The sequence below is a fragment of the Glycomyces sp. NRRL B-16210 genome (assembly GCF_000719515.1).
Lineage (GTDB): Bacteria > Actinomycetota > Actinomycetes > Mycobacteriales > Micromonosporaceae > Glycomyces.
Genome location: NZ_JOGR01000012.1, coordinates 103,458 through 121,632 on the forward strand (window position 1 = coordinate 103,458; position 18,175 = coordinate 121,632).

Annotated in this window: 2 protein-coding genes; both read right to left on the reverse strand. The window is 71.1% G+C overall.

Annotation, left to right across the window (positions count from 1 at the left end):
* Positions 1–15: 15 nt before the first annotated feature.
* Positions 16–1,893 carry a polyketide synthase gene (locus IF12_RS23295; RefSeq protein WP_030160875.1) on the reverse strand — a complete coding sequence of 626 codons (1,878 nt, stop codon included), beginning with the start codon at positions 1,891–1,893 and terminating at the stop codon, positions 16–18.
* Positions 1,890–17,810, reverse strand: coding sequence for a non-ribosomal peptide synthetase/type I polyketide synthase (locus tag IF12_RS25810; protein ID WP_133884458.1), 15,921 nt, complete (start codon positions 17,808–17,810; stop codon positions 1,890–1,892). The genes IF12_RS23295 and IF12_RS25810 overlap by 4 nt, the downstream gene beginning before the upstream one ends.
* Between the last annotated feature and the right edge of the window lie 365 nt (positions 17,811–18,175).

Below are 18,175 nucleotides of genomic sequence, written 5' to 3' on the forward strand. Positions count from 1 at the left end.
GTGGGATGCGGTCGTTCAGACCGGCAGCCAGTGCGGCCGCTCGGCGAACGGGTAGCGGGTGAGGGTGAGGATCGTCCCCGTCCCGTCGGGGAAGCAGTGCTCCCAGTCGACGAGGCAGCCGCGCATGAACAGCGCCGCGGCGGTCTCGATGTCCGAGAGCCGCGGATCGAGGACGAGGGTCTGGTCGGTGGCTTCGCGTGCGGGGGCTTTGGGCTCGCCAACGGTGGCGGCGTCTTCGGGGTCGCTTACGGCGACGGCGAGTTCGGACCGGCCCGGGTCGGCGTCGGAGACGCGGACCCGGGCGGCGAGCGAGCGAAAGAGGTCTTCCCGGGCGAGCGTGGCCGGGGTCTGTCGCAACAGGACTCTGCGGACCGGGAGCTCGACCTCGGTGGTGCGCAGGTCGGTCAGCGCCCCGGTCGCGAAGTCGAGTCGGACCGTGGCCCGCCATTCGTGGCTCGGCCGGAACCGGGCCAGGGTCATGGCGAGGTTGTACGGGTCGCAGTCGTTCGCCGCGAGGTGGCCCCGCAGGTCTTCGACCATGCGGCGCAGGGCGTCCTCGGTCTTGGCCGAGAGGCACAGCAGCGGCGTCGAAAGCGGCGCGCCGGTGCGCTCGGGCTCGCCCTCCTCGATCACGAAGTGCACGTTCGTGCCGCCGAGGCCTAGCGAGGTGATCGCCCCGACCCGCGGCCGTCCGTCCTCTTTGGGCCATTCGCGGGGCTCGGTGACCACCTCGAACGGCGTCTCCTCCAGCTCCAGGAGCGGGTTGAGGGTCTTCAGGTGCAGGTTCGGGGCCATCTGCCCGTTGCGGATGCTCAAGAGCAGCTTCGCGAGTCCCGCGCCTCCGGCGGCCGCGAGCAGGTGCCCGATGTTGGCCTTGACCGAGCCGATGCCGACCTTCGCGTCCCCGAAGTCCTTCTGCTCGTAGACCTTCCCGAGCGCGTGCAGCTCGATCGGGTCGCCGATCCGCGTGCCCGTGCCGTGGGTCTCGATGTAGCGGACGCGGGTGTGGTCCAGGCCCGTGGCGTAGCAGTCGCGGATCACGTCCGCCTGCCCGCGGGGGTTGGGCGCCATGATGTTCAGCGAGGAGCCGTCGTTGTTGATCGCGTAGCCGAGGACGCGCCCGTAGATCTTGCGGTTCTTCCGCCTGGCCACGTCCTCGCGTTCGAGGACGCAGACCACGGCGCCCTCGCCGATGAGCGTCCCGTCGGCCTCCTCGTCGAAGACCCGCGTGAACGGGTGGCTCGTGGTGATCCCGCCGCAGTTGCACAGCATGGTGCTGTACGGGGCGCTGAGCACGTTGACCCCGCCGACCACCGCGCCGAGGCACCCCTGGTGGCGGATCGCGTCGGCCGCCTGCGCCAGGGCGGTGAGGAAGGAGGAGCACGCGGTGTCCACGGCCATCACGGGGCCGGTGAGGTTGTACTGGTGCGAGACCCGCGCCGCGAGGGCGCTGTTGATGCTGTTCATGATGGTCCGCGGGTGCATCACGTCGATGCCGTGCTCGTCCATGTACCGGCACACCAGCGGGTAGTAGGAGTTGGTGCACATCGCCATGTAGACCCCGTAGCGGCGGTCCTCGGCGCGCCCGGCCTCCAGGAGCCCGGCGTCGCACACCGCGTCGTAGGACAGCTCCATCACCTTGCGGTGCTGCGGGTCCATGAAGCGCGCCTCGTCGTCCTCGATGCCGAAGAACGCCGGGTCGAACAACTCGATGCCCTCGACCTCGCCGATGACGTCGCGCCAGTTTGGAGCGCCGGTGAGGAGCCGCCGGTCCTCGCTGACGGTGTCGGTGCGGTCGACGCCGTCGATGAGGAGCTTCCAGAACTCGTCCGGGTCTGCGGCTCCGGGGAGCCGCAGGGAGAGTCCGGTGATCACAATGGACGGATTGGTCATCGCGGGTCTCCCTGCGGTTCGCGGGTCGAGGAGTCGGTGGCGACCCATTCGAGGTGCAGGGCCTCGTCGTCGTGCCACACGTTGACGTGCGCGGTCGCCAGCGAGTCCCCGTCGGCGTCGCCGGCCTCCTCGGGCACGTCGGCCGGGTCGATGTGGCCCTGGAAGTTGACCAGTGCCAGGTCGAGCCGCCCGCGATCGTTGCGGTAGGCCGCGCGCAGCTCCTTGGGCAGATCCTCGCGTTCGGGACCGCCGAAGAGGGTGTGCACGAAGTGCACGCCGCGGTCCTGCGCGTCGGCGATCCGGTCGGCCACGATCGGCTGGTCGCCGTCCCCTTGCAGGAGCACGGGAACCACGTCGAGGAACTCGCCGACGCAGTCGGCGTAGTCCTCGTCCTTCCAGCGGCGGCAGTCGGTCACGAGGCCGACCGCGATCTGCTGCAATCCGGTCAGCGCCGAGAGCTGGGCGTGCACCGTCTTCAGCGCCGCCTTGAGCGGGTGCTCGCCTTCGAGCGGGACGCTGAGGCGGTTCGCGGGCGGGGCGGTCGCGAACGCCGCCGTCACCGTGCGGTTCGCGTCGAGCCAGGCCGCGTAGTCGAACGCGTCCAGTTCGGACCGCCAGTCCTGGTCCGACTCGACCGAGCGGAGGAAATCGCTGTACCGCTCGGGCTCCGGAAGCCGCTCCCCGCGCGCCAGGCGCGGCAGTTCGCTCCGCAGGAGGCCCGCGCTGAAGCCGTCGAAGATCCCGTGGTGGAACGCCCAGACCAGCCGCAGGGCGTCGTCGGTCTCCTGGACGATCACGCAGCGCCACAGCAGGCCGTCGGTGAACGGACCGGCCTGGAGGCCGTACGCGAGCGCGTCGGTGAACTCGCGCACCTGGTCCCGGTCGATCCGCCGCAGGTCTTGGACGGGCACCAGTGTGGACAGTTGCGCGAACGCCTCCGGTTCGAGGACTTCGAACCGGTCGCCGTCGAAGCGGGTCCGCAGGACCTCGTGCCGGGCCGCGAGCTTCGCGACGGCCTCCTGCACGTCCGCCGCTTCGAGGCCCGCGACCGTCTGGATCAGGCCGCCGGTCTCGGCGCCGGTCGCCCGGTGGAGCCTCGCGACCGCGCCGATGTCGAAGCGGTACGCCGGGGCCTCGGCCGCGAAGGCCGCCGCGACCCTGCGGCCGTCCTCGACGGCCCAGTCGACCATCCGCCGGAGCTGTTCGCCCGGAAGCGTCTTCAGTTCCCGAGGTTCCTGCGGTGCGACTGCTGGTGCCGGTCGCAGCACCACCGACAGGCCTGCGGCCGTGGGGTGCCGGTACAGGTCGCCGACTTCCACGTCCACTCCGGACTCGCGCAGGCGCCTGATCACCGCGATCGCCTGGAGCGACTGGGCCCCGGCTAGGAAGAAGTCGTCGGTGTCCGACAGGTCGGGCACACCGAGAACTTCCCGGAAGGCCGCCAGGACTTCGGGATTCGCGCCGGCCGCGTGCACGGGTACCGCGACGGGCGCGGGCTGCGCCTGGGCGGGTTCGAGGTTCGCGGCCAGGAGCTTGCGGTCGACCTTGCCGTGCGAGGTCAGCGGCAGCTCCCGCATCCGGTTCAGCCGCTGCGGCACCATGTACCGCGGAAGCTTCCCCAAGAGGAACTGCCGCAGTTCGGCCTCGGCGGGCGCCGACTCGCCGGTGTAGAACGCGGTGAGGCGGCTGTCGTTGCGCTCGTTCGTGTGGATCACCACGGCCTCGACCACGCCCGCGCAGCCTTGGAGGACCAGCTCGATCTCCGAGAGCTCGATCCGGTACCCGGCGTGCTTGACCTGCTGGTCGATCCGGTCGATGTAGACGATGCGGCCAGCGTCGTCCAGCACCACCCGGTCGCCCGTGCGGTACACGCGCTCGGGGAGGTCCCCGAGGTCGTCGGTGAACTTCTCGGCCGTCAGCTCGGGGCGCCGGTGGTACCCGATCGCCACGCTCGGGCCCGCCACGCATAGCTCCCCGGGCACGCCGCGCGGCACGTCGGTGCCGTCCGGGTGCACGATGAACAGTTCGCGGCCTCGGGCCGGGACGCCGATCGGCATCCGCTGGAACGCCGGCGCCTCGTCCACCCGGAAGTAGGTGGTGCACACCGAGGCCTCCGTGGGCCCGTACAGGTTGTAGAGCCCGCCCGCGCCGAGCACCTCGAAGGCGCGCTCGGCCGCCCACGGCTGCATGGCCTCTCCGCCGACGTACAGCGCGGACATGCCCGCGATCGCGCCGGGGTGCTCGGCCATGAGGAGGTGGAACACCGCCGTGATGAGGATGCCCTTGTCGATCCGCTCGTTGCGCAGGAAGTCCGCCAGGAGCTTCACGTCCATGTTCAGGTCGTGGCGGCCCATCACGAGCGTCGCCCCGGCGAGGAACGCGCTGTAGATGTCCAGAAGGGACGGATCGAAGGTGTACCCGGTGAGGTGCAGGATGCGCTCGCCGGGGGCGTAGTCCATGTAGCCGTTGTCCGCGCACGTGCTGAGCACGCCGCCGTGCGGGACGAGGGTCCCCTTCGGCTGCCCGGTGGTGCCGGAGGTGTAGATCATGATCAGCGGGCTCTGGGCCGTGACGCCGCCCGGGGCCTCGTAGTCGCCGTGCACCAGGTCCGGCCGGTGCGCCGCTACGTCCTCGGGCCAGGGGTGCGCCTCGATGTCGTTGCACAGCACCGTCTTCGCGCCGCTGTCCTCAAGGGTCTGCGCGATCCGGTCGGCCGGGGTCTTGGCGTCCAAGGGGATCTCGACCGCGCCGCACTTCATGAGCGCCACCCGGGTGAAGACCTGCCAGGGGCCGCGGTCGAGCAGGCACAGCACGAAGTCGCCGACGCCGACGCCCGCGGCCTGGAGGCCGCCGGCGAGTTCATCGGTGATCCGGTCGAGGTCCGCGTAGCTCCACTCGGCCCGGTCCCAGCGCAGCGCCGGGAAGTCGGCGTGCCTCGCGAACGAGGCGACCGTCCGCTCCAGCAGCGACTCCTCGATCGCGGGACCGGCCGCAGTGAGCGCCGCCCGGCGCCGCTCGTGCTCCTCGTCGGGTTCGAGGCGCAGCCCCGAGACCTTCCGGTCGGCGTCCTCGGCCATCGTCAGCAGCAGCCGGTCCAGGTGGCCGGCGAGGCGGGCGATGGTCTCGTCCTCGAACAGCTCGGTGCGGTACTCGATGTCGATCGAGAAGTCGTCCTCCCGTTCGGCCACGGAGAAGGACAGGGCGTACCGGCTCTTCATCCGGCCCGGAGGCAGGGCGTCGAGGCGCACGCCGTCGAGCTCAAGCTCCTCGGTCCCGGTGCTCACGTAGTTGAACAGGACGTCGAACAGCGGGTGCGTCTCGCCGCCCGGGTGCAGGTCCAGTTCGGACAGCACCGCCTCGAAGGGCGCGTTCTGGTGGCCGAGCACGGCGAGCGCGTCGTCCCGGGCCCCGCCGATCGCCTCCGCGACCGTGCGCGAGGCGTCGTCGGTGACCTTGAGCGGCAGCGTGTTCGCGAACATGCCCACGGTGCGGTCGGTCCCGGGGAGGGACCGGCCCGAGACCGCCGTGCCGATCACGAACTCGCGCTGCCCGCTGTACAGGCCCAGGAGCCTGGTCAGCCCGGCCACGAACACCATGTACGGGGTCGCGCCGCAGCGGCGGGCCAGGTCGGCCACGGTCCGCCGGTCGGCGGCGAGGACGAGGCTGCGGCGGTCGCCGTCGAAGGTCGCCGTCCCGGCCGGGGTCTTGTCGGTCGGGAGTTCGAGCTTCGGCAGGTCGTCGGCGAGCATCGACGTGAAGAACGCGACGTCCTCGGCGAACTCGCCCGAGTCCTCGAGGGCCGCAAGGGCCTCCGCGTAGTCGGCGTAGCGCATGGGCGCCGGTGCCAGCGGCTCGTCGGCCAGGGCGAGGGCGAGGTCGTCGGCGAGGATCGCGAGCGAGGTCTGGTCGCCGATGATGTGGTGCATGTCGATGAGCAGGTAGCGGATCTCCCCGTCGACCGACAGGGCCTCGACGCGCATGAGCGGGGCCGCGGCGAGGTCGAACGGCCGCGGCTCGGCCGCGAGCCGCGCCCGGGCCTCGGCCTCGGTCAGCTCGATCACCGACAGGAGGTCCGGGACCTCGGGGCGAACGCGCTGCACGAGTTCGCCGCCTTCGAGGTGGAAGCCGGTGCGGAGCTGGTCGTGCCGCTCGGCGAGCCGCCGCAGGACCGACCGGAGCCGCTCGGCGTCGAGTTCACCGGTGACCTTGTAGGCGATCGCGAGGTTGTAGGCGGTGGTGTCGTTCTGAAGTGCGCAGACGGCGTACATGCGCTTCTGCGCGGGGGAAGCCGGGGAGGTCCCGGGCGAGGTCGCCTGGACCGCCACGGCCGCTTGGGTTTTCACCGGTGAGTTGACGCGCTTCCCCGCGAGGAGCGCGCGGATCGCGTCGTAGCGCGCGTCGGCGAAGACTTCCCCGACGGTGAGCGCGAGTCCGGCCCGCTTCTCGACCAGGGCGCACAGGTGCACCGCGGTCAAGGAGTCGCCGCCCGACTGGAGGAAGTCGTCATCGGGTCCCGGTGCGGTGCCGAGCAGTTCGGTCCACGTTTCGCGGAGCACGTCATCGGAGGAGCCCGCGGTCTGTCTCGGCGCGTCATCGTCGACGGCGGTGCCGGCCTTGCCTACCGGGCCCAGGTCGCTGAGCCGGATGTCGGAGACGAAGCGCCGCTCCTCGAACGCGTAGCCCGGCAGCGGGATGCGTTTCCCGTTCGTGCAGAACAGGGTTCGGTCCACCTCGCCGCGGTGCACCCAGCGCGAGGCGAGCACGCGGCGCAGCAGTCGCGCCTCGACCGGTCCATCCATGATGGTCGGTTCGGGTCCCGTCCGCTCGGGCAGGCCGGTCGGGACCGCGCCCGACTTGAGGGCCTTCATCGCCTCGCCCGCCCCGATGCCGCCCAGGGCGAAGGCCTGCGCGATGCGCACGAGCCGGTCGGAACCGGCCGGGGCGTGCAGGCTCTCGACGCCCGCGACGCGGATGAGCGCCAGGCGGATCACGAACTGCGAGATCCGCTCGATCGCCGGTTCCGAGGCCGGGGCCTCGAACACGGCCTTCCACAGTGCACCGCGCAACTGGGCGTCGAACACTTGCAGTTCTCGTTCGACCGTCTCGCGGAAGCCGGTCGCGGCGGCGCTCGCGTCATCGGCGAGCGTGCGGGACACGGACATGCGGGTCCGGTCCGAGGCCTCCCACGCCAGTGGCGGCGCGGCGGGCTCGATCCACTCCAGCGGCCTTCCGGCCGCGCTGATCGCGACAGCGCGCGAGTCGAACTCGGCGCGGCCGCGGGCGAGGGTGTGCGAGACGTCCCGGGCGGACACCCCGGACAGTCCGTCGAGGGCCTCCTGCATCCGCAGCCGCGACCGCTCGGTCCTGGCCGACACCGGGAACAGGTGCTCCCCGGCGTCCTCCTGCGGCGGTTCCTGCTGCGGCGGCGCCGCTTCGAGGATCAAGTGCGCGTTCGTGCCGCCGATTCCGAATGAGCTCACCGCGGCCATGCGCACCCCGGCCTCGGGGGCGACCGGGCCGGTGGGCACGTAGAGCGAGCCCGACGCCTCGATGGCCTCGTTCATGGAGTCGAAGTTGGCCATGGGCGGGATCTCGCCGCGGCTCAGGACGCCGACGGCGCCGATGAACCCCGCGACCCCGGCGGCCGCGTCGAGGTGGCCGATGTTGGCCTTGACCGCGCCGATGGCGCAGGGCCCGCCCTTCCCGTAGACCGCCGAGAGGGCCCCGTACTCGATGGGGTCGCCGAGTCCGGTCCCGGTGCCGTGGGTCTCGACGTAGCCGATGTCGTCGGCGTTCACTCCGGCGTCGGCGAGGGCGGCCCGGATGACCTCCTTCTGCCCCTGCGCGCTCGGCGCGGTGTACCCGACCTTCCGGTTGCCGTCGTTGTTCGCGGCGCTCCCGGCGATCACGGCGTAGACGTGGTCGCCGTCCTCAATGGCCTTGTCGAGCGGCTTGAGCAGCACCACGCCGCAGCCCTGCCCGGCCACGGTGCCGTCGGCGCCCTGGTCGAACGGGCGGCACACGCCGTCCTTGCTGAAGATCATGCCCTCGTGCCAGGCGTAGCCCTCCTTCCTGGGGAAGTTGAGGGCCACGCCGCCGGCGAGGGCCATGTCCGCCCCGCCCTGGCGCAGGCACCGCACCGCCTCGTGGATCGCCACGAGCGAGGTTGAGCACGCGGTCTGCACGTTCACGGCCGGGCCGGTCAGGTCGAGCTTGTAGGCGATCCGCGTCGCGAGGAAGTCTTTCTCGTTGAGCGTCATCGCCTCGAACGCCCCGATCGGGTCGTCCTTGCGGTCGAGGAACCCGGCCATCCACGCGAAGTTGGTGCCGCTGCCGACGAACAGCCCGATGTCGCCCGAGTACTCCTCGGGCACGTATCCCGCGTCCTCCAAAGCGTGCCAAGTGGTCTCGTGGAGGAGCCGGGCCTGCGGGTCCAGGGCCTCGGCGTCCTTCGCCGAGTAGCGGAAGAAGTCGGCGTCGAAGGTGCCCGCGTCCACGAAACCGCGCGCGCTGACGTATCTCGGGTCGTCCACAGTGCTCTCGTCCACGCCAGCGGCGAGCAGTTCCTCACGCGTGAAGCGGGAGACGCTGACGACGCCCTCGGCGCGGTTGGCCCAGTGCTCGGCGATGCCGGAGGCGCCCGGGAGGACGCCCGCCATGCCGATCACGGCGATCTTGCGCTCGTCGGCGGGCCGCTCCTCGACGGCCCAGGCGCCGGTGATGTCCTCCAGGGAGATCGCCTCGGCGCCGGTCTCGGCGGGCGCTGCGGCGGTCCCAGGCTCACCCAGGGCCTCGGCGAGGCTCTGCGGGGTGGGGTTCTCGAACAGCTTCACCAGCGGCACTTCCAGTCCCAGCGTGGTGTCGAGGCGGTTGTTGACGAGCATGAGTTTGTAGGAGTTCCCGCCGACGTCGAAGAAGTTGTCGGTGGGGCGCACCGGAGTGCCGAGCACCGCCTCCCAGGCCAGGAGGACGCCTTCGAGGACCACGGACACGGAGGGCGCGGCGGCCGGCAGCGACGCGAACGGCGCCACCGGTTCCGGCGCGGCTTCGGGCGCGCGCTCGGGGCTGCGCAGCGCCTTGCGGTCGACCTTGTTGTTGTGCAGTTTCGGCATCTCCTTCAGCCGGTGGTACCGGCCGGGTCGCATGTAGACGGGCAGCGCCTCGGCGAGGCGGGCCCTGATCGGCTCGGCGAGGTCGGTCTCGGTCCGGGCGGTGTAGTACAGGACCAGGTCGCCGTCCTCGACGGCGGCGACGGCGTAGGACACGCCGTCCGCGCGCATCGCGGTCTTCTCGATCTCGCCGAGTTCGATCCGGTTGCCGTTGACCTTCACCTGGTGGTCGAGGCGTCCCTTGAGGACGATCTCGCCGTTCGCGAGCCGGACGCCCACGTCGCTGGTCCGGTAGACCGGCACCCCCGGCAGCTCCGCGATCGTGGTGAACGCGCGCCGGTTCTCCTCGGGGTTGTTGGTGTAGCCCAGGCCGAGTCCTTCACCGGCGATGCAGATCTCGCCGGGCACGCCGTCGGGCTGGAGCATCCCGTGCTCGCCGACGACCAGCACGGCCGCGCCGGAGACGGCGCTGCCGATGGTCACCGCCTCGCCCGGCCCCAGCTCCTTCACCGTGGCGGTCACCGTGGTCTCGGTGGGGCCGTACATGTTGAAGATCCGCGCCCGCGTCTCGGCCTGGAGCTGCTGGAGCAGGCTCTCGGGGAAGTGCTCGCCGCCGCAGACGACCACGCGCAGCAGGTGCAGTTGCGAGCGGAACCGCCGATTGCCGTACAGCGCGGCCATCTTCGAGACCGGCGTCTGGATGTGGGTGACCCCGCAGTCGGCGATCCGGGCCGCGATGGCCGCCGCGTCCTTCTGGTCCTCGGTGGGGCACATGTGCACGCACGCGCCCGAGGCCAGCGGGATCAGGCTCTCGAAGGCGAAGATGTCGAACGTCGGGTCGGCCAGGCTGATGATGGTGTCGCCCGGACCGAACAGGGCCCGCTCGCGGTGGTCGCGGAAGAGGTTCAGCACGCCCCGGTGCCGCACGGCGATGCCCTTCGGGACGCCGGTGGAGCCGGAGGTGTAGACGAGGTAGATCGGGTCGTCGGGGCCGACCGCCGGGGCGTCGAAGCCCGTCGGCGACTCGTCCTTGCAGGTCCCGATGTCGACGACCGCAGGGAGGCGCGAGGCCGAGGCGAGGCCCTTCGGCGCGAAGCCGAAGCGCGGCTTCACGTCGGCGAGGATCGCCTCGTGCCGCGCCTCGGGCTGCGTCGGGTCGAGCGGCACGTAGGCCCCGCCCGCCTTGAGGATCGCGAGCTGGGCGATGAGGAGGTTCACGTCCCGCACGGTGAACAGCGCGACGGGCTCGCCGGTGCGGAGCCCTGCCTCGCGCAGCCGCGCGGCCTGGACGTTCGCGAGGCCGTCGAGTTCGGCGAACGTGTACCGCTCGCCGTCGCCGTCGATCACCGCGACGGCCTCGGGCGAGGCCGCGGCGACGCCCGCGATGAGTTCGTGGATCGGCGTGAACGGCGCCTCCACCGGCTTCGGCGCCATGGCCTCGTGCTGCGCGTCGGAGTACAGCGCGATGCCCGCCAGCGGCAGCGAGTCGTCGGCGCAGACCCGGTCCAGCAGCACGTCGAAGTGCCCGGCGAGGCCGTCGATCGTGCTGCGGTCGAACAGGTCCGCCGCGTAGTCGATGTGGACGGTCAGGCCGTCCCTCGCCTCGGTGCAGGTGATGACGAGGTCCATGCCGACCGCCAGCGGCATCAGGTCGAGCTGGTGCGCGGTGATCCCGTCGATCCGCACCTCGTGGTGGTCCATGTTGTGGTAGTCGAAGGAGATGTCGAACAGCGGGTGCCGTCCGGGCGTGCGCTCCAGGTGGAGCTTCTCCACGAGCCGGTCGAACGGCACGTCCTGGTGCGTCAGCCCGTCGAGCACCGAGGCCCGGCTCCCGTCGAGGTAGTCCCCGAAGGTCGCTTCGGCCCTGGGCCGCAACCGGATCGGCATCATGTTGACGAACATGCCGACCATCTCGCGGGTCTCGGTCAGGGTCCGGCCGGTGACCGGCGCGCCGATCACGAGATCCTCGCTCTCGGCGTAACGCGAGAAGACCGCGCCCCAGGCCGAGAGCATGACCATGAACGGGGTCGCGTTGTGCGCCTCCGCGAGCGCCTTGACCGCCTCGATGCGGTCGGGCCCGAAGTGCAGGGCGACGCGGCCCGCCGCGGCCTCGCGCAGGCCCCTCGGGTGGTCGGGGGCCAGCAGGTCGCGCGTCGGCGCGTCCGCGAGCGCGGCGAGCAGGTGCGATTCCGATTGCGCGAGTTCCTCGCTCGACTCCCGTTCCTGCACGTGGTGGACGTAGTCGGTGTACTGCAACGGGAGCGGTTCGAGCTCCCCGACGTACAGCTCGCTGAAGTCGCGGCTGAGCACTTCGGCGGAGACCGCGTCGGCGATGATGTGGTGGATGTCGAAGAGCAGGAGGCTGCCTTCGGGGCCGCCGTCCACGATCTCCATGCGGAACAGCGGGCCGTGCTCCAGGTCGAAGGGCCGCACGAACCGCTCCAGCAGCGCGTTGACGGCGTCCTCGCCGATGTGGTCGCCGCTCGTGAACTGAAGCGGCGGTTCGGCATCCGCCGAGAACGCGGCGGTCCGCTGCCGGATCTCGCCGTCGCGCAGGGCGAACGTGGTCCGCAGCGGCTCGTGCCGCTCGACCAGGCGCCGGACTGCGGTGCGGACGCGCTCGGGGTCGAGCGAGCCTTGCAGCAGCGTCGCGGAGGGCATGTTGTAGATGAGCCGGCCCGGGTCCATCTTCGCCGCGATGTACATGCGGGTCTGGGCGGGGCTGAGCGGGTGGTGGTCGGCGTGCGGGGCCTTCTGGAGGCCGCCGGTCGCGGCCTGGTCCCGGAAGCGCTCGGCCAGGGCCGCGGGGGTCGGGGAGGCGAAGATGTCCGCCACGGTGACCTCGATGCCGACCTGGCTCGCGAGGTGCGCCGACAGCCCGGTGGCCTTCAGCGAGTCGCCGCCGAGGGCGAAGAAGTCGTCGTCGGGGGCCACCTCCTCGTACCCGAGCACGTGCCGGAAGGCCTCGCGGATGCCTTGCAGCGCATCGGCTCCGGCTGCGACTGTGGTGACCCGCTGCTCCTTCGCGGGCGCGGGTTCGGCGCTGATCGCGAAGTCCTGCGGGTGCGGCACCGGGTCGAAGGCGTAGCCGGGCAGGGAGACCCTGCGGCCCCTGCCGTGCCGGCTCCAGTCGAGCGGCATCCCCGCGCTCCACAGCGTCCCGAGGGCGTTCAGGAGGTGCGCCTCGTCCTCGACGGTCTCCATGGCGTGGCGCAGCACGTTCACGAAGACCTGGCCGGCGGTGCGCTGCGGGTCGTGCTGGGCGAAGGTCGTGAGGCTGCGGCCGGGGCCGAGTTCGATCCCGAAGAGCGGTTCTCCTGAAAGGAGGGTCCGCAGGCTCTCGGTGAAGCGCACCTCGTCGGTGATGTGCTCGCTCCAGTAGGCCGGGTCGGTCATCTCGCCCGGCCGCACGATCCGGCCCGTCCGGTTGGAGACGATCGGGATCGAGGGGTCCTTGGCGTCGACAGTGGACAGCACCGCCGCAAAGGCCTCGGCCGCGCCGTTCATCATCGGGGTATGGAAGGCGTGCGAGGTGTGCAGCCTGCTGCCGCGGACGCCCTGCTCCTCGAGCCGGTCGACCACGGCGTCGAAGGCCTCCTTGGCCATGCCGAGGACGGCGCGCTCGGCCGAGTTGTCGAGCGAGACCCACACGTCCGGCAGGCCCCTGATCGCCTCGCGGACCCGCTCGGCCGGCGCGGTCACGGCGATCATGACGCCGGGCCGCTGGGCCTGCATGAGCTTGCCGCGCTCGCGAACGAGGCGCGCGGCGTCCTCCAGGCTCCAGACGCCCGCGAGGGCGGCGGCGGTCAGTTCGCCGATGCTGTGCCCGATGAGCAGGTCGGGCCGGACGCCGTAGGACTCGAGGACCTTCGCCATGGCGTACTGGGTGCTGAAGAGCGCGAACTGGCTCCATTCAGTACGGTGGACGCGATTGTCGTCCTCATCCTCGCCGTACAGCAGGTCGCGGAACTCGGCGGCCTCGTCGTCGGCGAGGTACCCGATGAGCTGGTCCATCCAGTGCCGGTAGACGGCTCCGGCTTCGCTCTCACTCCGGTAGAGCCCCAGGCCCATCCGGTGGTGCTGGTTGCCCTGGCCGGAGAACAGCAGGGCGGTCCTGGCTTCGGCGGCTTCGGGATCGGCCTCGGCGGTGGCTGCGGCGGCGAGCCGCGCCGTCCACGCGTCCCGGTCCTCCCCGCGGGCGGCGACGATCGTCTTGCGGTGCGGCAGTTCGGCGCGCCCGGCCCGGAGGGTGAGGGCCGCGTCGCTCAAGGAGACGTCGGCGCCGGCGAGGTGGCGGACCACGCGCTCCGAGGTGCGTTCGAGCGCTTCGGGAGTGGCCGCGGAGAACTGGAGCAGCTCGAACGGCCCGTCCTCGGTCGGCCCGAGGTTCGGGGCCTCCTCGACGATCATGTGCACGTTCGTGCCGCCGACGCCGAAGGAGTTCACGCCCGCCCGCAGCAGTTCGCCGCGCCAGACCTGGCCGTCGCCCGAGACCCGGAACGGGGTCGCGTCGAAGTCGGCGGCCGGGTTGGGGTTCTCGTAGCCGCGCGTCCCGGGCACGTAGCGGTGCTTGAGGCTCAGCGCGACCTTGCTCAGGCCGACCGATCCGGCGGCGGAGTCGGTGTGCCCGACGTTGCCCTTCACCGATCCGAGCAGGCACGCGCCGTTCGGGCTGTCCTTGAACACCCTTGAGAGCGAGGCCACCTCGATCGGGTCGCCCAGGAGCGTCCCGGTGCCGTGCGCCTCGACGTAGGTGACGCTGGCCGGGTCGATCCCCGAGGACTCGTACGCGGCGCGGATCGTCTCGTACTGGCCGTCCTCGCTCGGGGCGGTGAAGGAGGGCTTGTTCCCGCCGTCGTTGCCGACCGCCGAGCCCTTCACGACCGCGTAGACCGGGTCGCCGTCCCGCAGCGCGGCCTCGACCGGCTTGAGGACCAGCAGCGCGGCCCCGTTGGAGAACACGGTCCCGCCCGCGTCCGCGTCGAAGGGGCGGCAGTGGCCGTCGGGGGAGAGCATCATGCCGTCCACGTACCGGTAGCCGCCCTCGTTGGGCAGCTCCAGGGTCGCGCCGCCGGCCACGGCCATGTCGCATTCCCCGGCCCGCAGCGACTGCACGGCCTGGTGCACGGTGAGCAGCGAGGTCGAGCAGCCCGAGAGGGACGACATGGACGGTCCCTTGAGGTCGAACAGGTACGAGAGCCTGGTGCTCAAGAAGTGGTTCGTGGCCAGGGTGAAGTTCTGGTAGGCGTCGCCGAACCCGGAGGCCTCCAGCAGCGCCTTCTGGTACCAGGCGAAGTCGTCGTTCCCGCCCGTGAAGACCCCGACCCGGCCCGGCAGCGCTCGCGGGTCGTACCCGGCGTCCTCGCAGGCCTGCCAGAAGCACTTGTACAGCAAACGCAGTTGCGGCGAGGTGACGTCCACTTCGGCCGGTGCGATCGGGAAGAGCGCGTCGTCGAAGACGTTGACGTCGGCAAGGCGGCCCTTGGCCTTGACGTAGGAGGGGTCGCGCAGGTCGCTCTCGGACACGCCGAGGGCGCGCAGCTCCTCGTCCTCGTAGAAGGTGATCGACTCCGCGCCTTCGCGGAGGTTCGCCCAGAACTCCTGCACGTCACCGGCACCGGGCACTTGGAGGCCGATGCCGATGATCGCGATGTCGCCCGCGCGCTTCGCGTGGACGCGGGCCTCGGCCGCCTCGGGTGCGGCGTCGCCCAGGAGCCGGGCCTGGGCGGTGACGTTGTGGTGCTTGAGCAGTTCGGTGATCCGGATCTCCCGCCCGAACTCCTCGCGCAGTTCCTGCTGGAGGCTCATGAGGCTGAGCGAGTTGCCGCCCTGCTCGAAGAACGAGGCTTCGGCGTCGACCTCCGCGAGGCCCAGGACGCGCCGCCACAGTTCGGCGACTCGTTCCTGCACAGGCGAAGCCGCCGCCGTGACCTGCGCGGCGCCGCCCCGCGGCAGCAGCTCCTTGAGCGCCCGGCGGTCGAGTTTCCCTGCGGCCGAGGTCGGCAGCGCCTCCAGCTTGACCAGCGGCGAGGGGATCATGTTGGACATGAGCGTCTGCGCCAAGGCCTCGCGCACGGACTCGACCGTGACGCCCTCGCGGGCGGTGAAGAACCCGGCCAGCCGGGGGGCGGGCCCGGCGTCGTCCACGAGCGCCGCGGCCTCCACGACGCCTTCGGCGCGCAGGAGCGCCTGCTCGACCTCGCCGAGTTCCATGCGGACACCGCCGACCTTGACCTGGCGGTCGATGCGCCGGATGAACGCGAAGCGCCCGTCGGCGCGCAGATAGCCGAGGTCGCCGGTGCGGTACATGCGCCGCAGGTGCGGCGGGTCGGTCTCCGGGTCGTAGTAGGGGTTCTCGACGAACTGGGCGGCGTTGAGCTCGTCGCGGTTGAGGTACCCGACGGCCACGCCCGCGCCCGCGATGCACACCTCGCCGGGGGCGTCCACGCCGCACCGGCGGCCCTCGCGGTCGAGGATGAGGATGCGGTAGTCGTTGAGGGGCTTGCCGATCGGGGCGACGGCGCTGGTGTCCTCGGCGGTGACGGTGCCGTGCGTGGCCCACATGGTCGCCTCGGTCGGGCCGTACACGTTCTCCAGCGAGCAGCGCAGCCGGAGCGAGAAGAACCGCTCCACGATGTCGGCCGTCAGCGCCTCGCCGCCGCTGAAGACGTACCGCAGCGGGTCGAGGTCGGCGGTGCGGCCCTCGGCCGCGTCGAGGATCACGCGGAGCATCGTCGGCGAGCAGTTCAGGTGCGTCACATGCTGTTCGCGGACCGCGTCGATGACGGCCGGCGCGTCGCCCTCGTGGCCGACGGGGAGGATCGCGAGGCGCCCTTCGCCGAAGAGCCAGCCGTAGACCTCGGTGCCGAAGATGTCGAAGGTGAACGCGGTCTTCAGCAGGTAGACGTCGTTGCGGCCGAGCGGGAAGCGGCGTTCGAGGTCCATCGCGGTGTTCTGGACGTTCGCGTGGGTGACCACGACGCCCTTCGGTTGCCCGGTGGAGCCGGACGTGTACTCGATGTAGAGCACGTCGTCCGGACCGCGGTCGACCGCTGCCGGAATTTCTCCGATGATCCGACCACTGCGCAGACGCGAAAACTCCTCCCAGTGGTCGAGGTTCAGCCTCGTGACGCCTTCGGGCAGTTCGATGTCGGCGTCGGAGGTCGTCAGGACCGCCGCGATGCCGGCGTCGCCGAAGATCTGGGCGGTGCGCTGGGCGGGCATCCCGTGCGACAGCGGCACGTAGGCGCTTCCGGCGAGCATGGTCCCGAAGAGCGCGGCGAGCAGGTTCGCGCTGCGGGGCAGCAGGACCGCGACGGGTCGGCCCCGCTGGTCGAGCGCGTCGAGGAGGCGTCGCTGCACCAGGACGGCGGCGTCGTGGGCCCACGCGTTCGTGTACTCGCGGGTCTCGTCGGTCCAGGCGACGCGCGCCGGGTCCCCCGCGGTCTTCTCCAGGACGACCTCGCCGAGGTGGCGGGGGTGCCAGTCGTAGAAGTGCGATTCGTCAAGGGAGGCCAAAAGCGCCTCGGACTCGGCGTCCAAGGGCGCGGCGACGTCGGCCACGAGGGCGTCGAGGGAGCCGGGGACCTGTTCGAGCAGCGCCAGGTAGCGGTGGGCGAAACGGGTGGCCTTCTCGGCGGTGAGCGCGGATTCCTTGTACTGGAACACCAGCTCGGAGCGGTCGCCGATCAGTTCGACCAGGACGGTGAGCTTGCCGGGGAAGTGGACCGGGTCCTGCCGGACGGTGCCGAGCACCCCTTCGGGGTAGTCGGGGTAGCTGTCGTGGATGAAGGTGACGTCGTAGACGCGGCCGAGGGCGGGGTACTCGCCGAGGAGCTGCGCGAGCGGGTGGCCGAGGTGCTTCCAACTGCCGACGATCTCGGCGCTGACGCGTTCGAACATCGCGCGCATCGTCTGGCGCGCTTGGACGTCGAGGTGCACCGGGAGGGTCTTGATGAAGCAGCCGATGGACTGCTCCATCTCGATGCCGGGGCGGTCGGCGAAGGGGGTGGCGACCGAGACGTGGTCGGTCTGGGCGTACCGGCCGAGGAGGAGGCCGAAGGTGGCGAGGTACAGCGTGTACTCCGAGACCTCGACCTCCTTCGCGCATTCGCTGATGGCCTGGCGCAGTGCGGGATCGAGCGGCAGCCGGATCTCGCGGCCGATGCCGTCCTCGGCGGTGTCGCCGGGGTGCATCCAGTGCGAGAGGTCGGGGGCCTCCTGCCGGGCGAGGTTCTCGTGCCAGTAGCGCTGGTGGCGGGCGGCGCGCTTGTCGGAGGGGGCGACGGCCTGCTTGCGCTGGTAGGCGTCGAATCCGGCGTCGACTGCGATCGAGAGGCGCGGGTCGGCGACGCCGCGGGCGAGGGAGACGATGCGCTCGGCGAGGAGGCTGACGGACTGGCCGTCGGCGATGAGGTGGTGGCAGACGATGACCACGCGGTCCTCGTCTTCGAGCTTGCAGTGGACGATGCGGAAGAGGGGCGCCGCGTCCAGGGTGAAGGGGGTAGCGGCGGCCTCGGCGGCGATGGCGTCGGCGTCCTGCTCGCGGCCGCGGAGGTCGTGCGAGACGACGGGCGGGGCGACCGATTCGGCGACGGTGTAGGAGACGCCGGCGCGGTCGATGTGGACGGCGCTGCGCAGCGCGGGCTGCTCGGCGGTCACCGTGCGGACGGCGTGCTCGAACCGTTCGGACTCGACCGGTTCGATCCTCAAGTGAAGGACGACGTGGTAATCCGCTGCTTTTCGCAGGTGGGAATCGAAGTACATACCTTGCTGGGACGACGACATCGGCACGGCAGATTGGGTCATGATTCCGCAGTTCCTTCCCGCAGTTCCTTAAGGCAGGCGACTGCAAGGGAGATCGATATTCGGGGGTGGTCGGCAGGCTGATTCACCGCGCCGGGCGCGCGGATTCAGAGGACGGGGTTTGGGGTTTTGAGGAGGTGGTTATTGCCTGTATGCGCTTCGCGACTCGCCGAGCATATAGCAACTCTGCCACGGGTGATTCGAGGCTTCTCGGGCCGTTCACCTCGGGTCGGCGTGTGAAAGTCGTGACAGCGCGGGCAATATGGGCGCAGTGGGGTTCGCGCATCAACCGCCCCAGGGGACGCCTCAGAAAACACGCGATTCGGGACGAGCCGAAGTCGATCATGGAACCTGGAGCGGGCGTTACC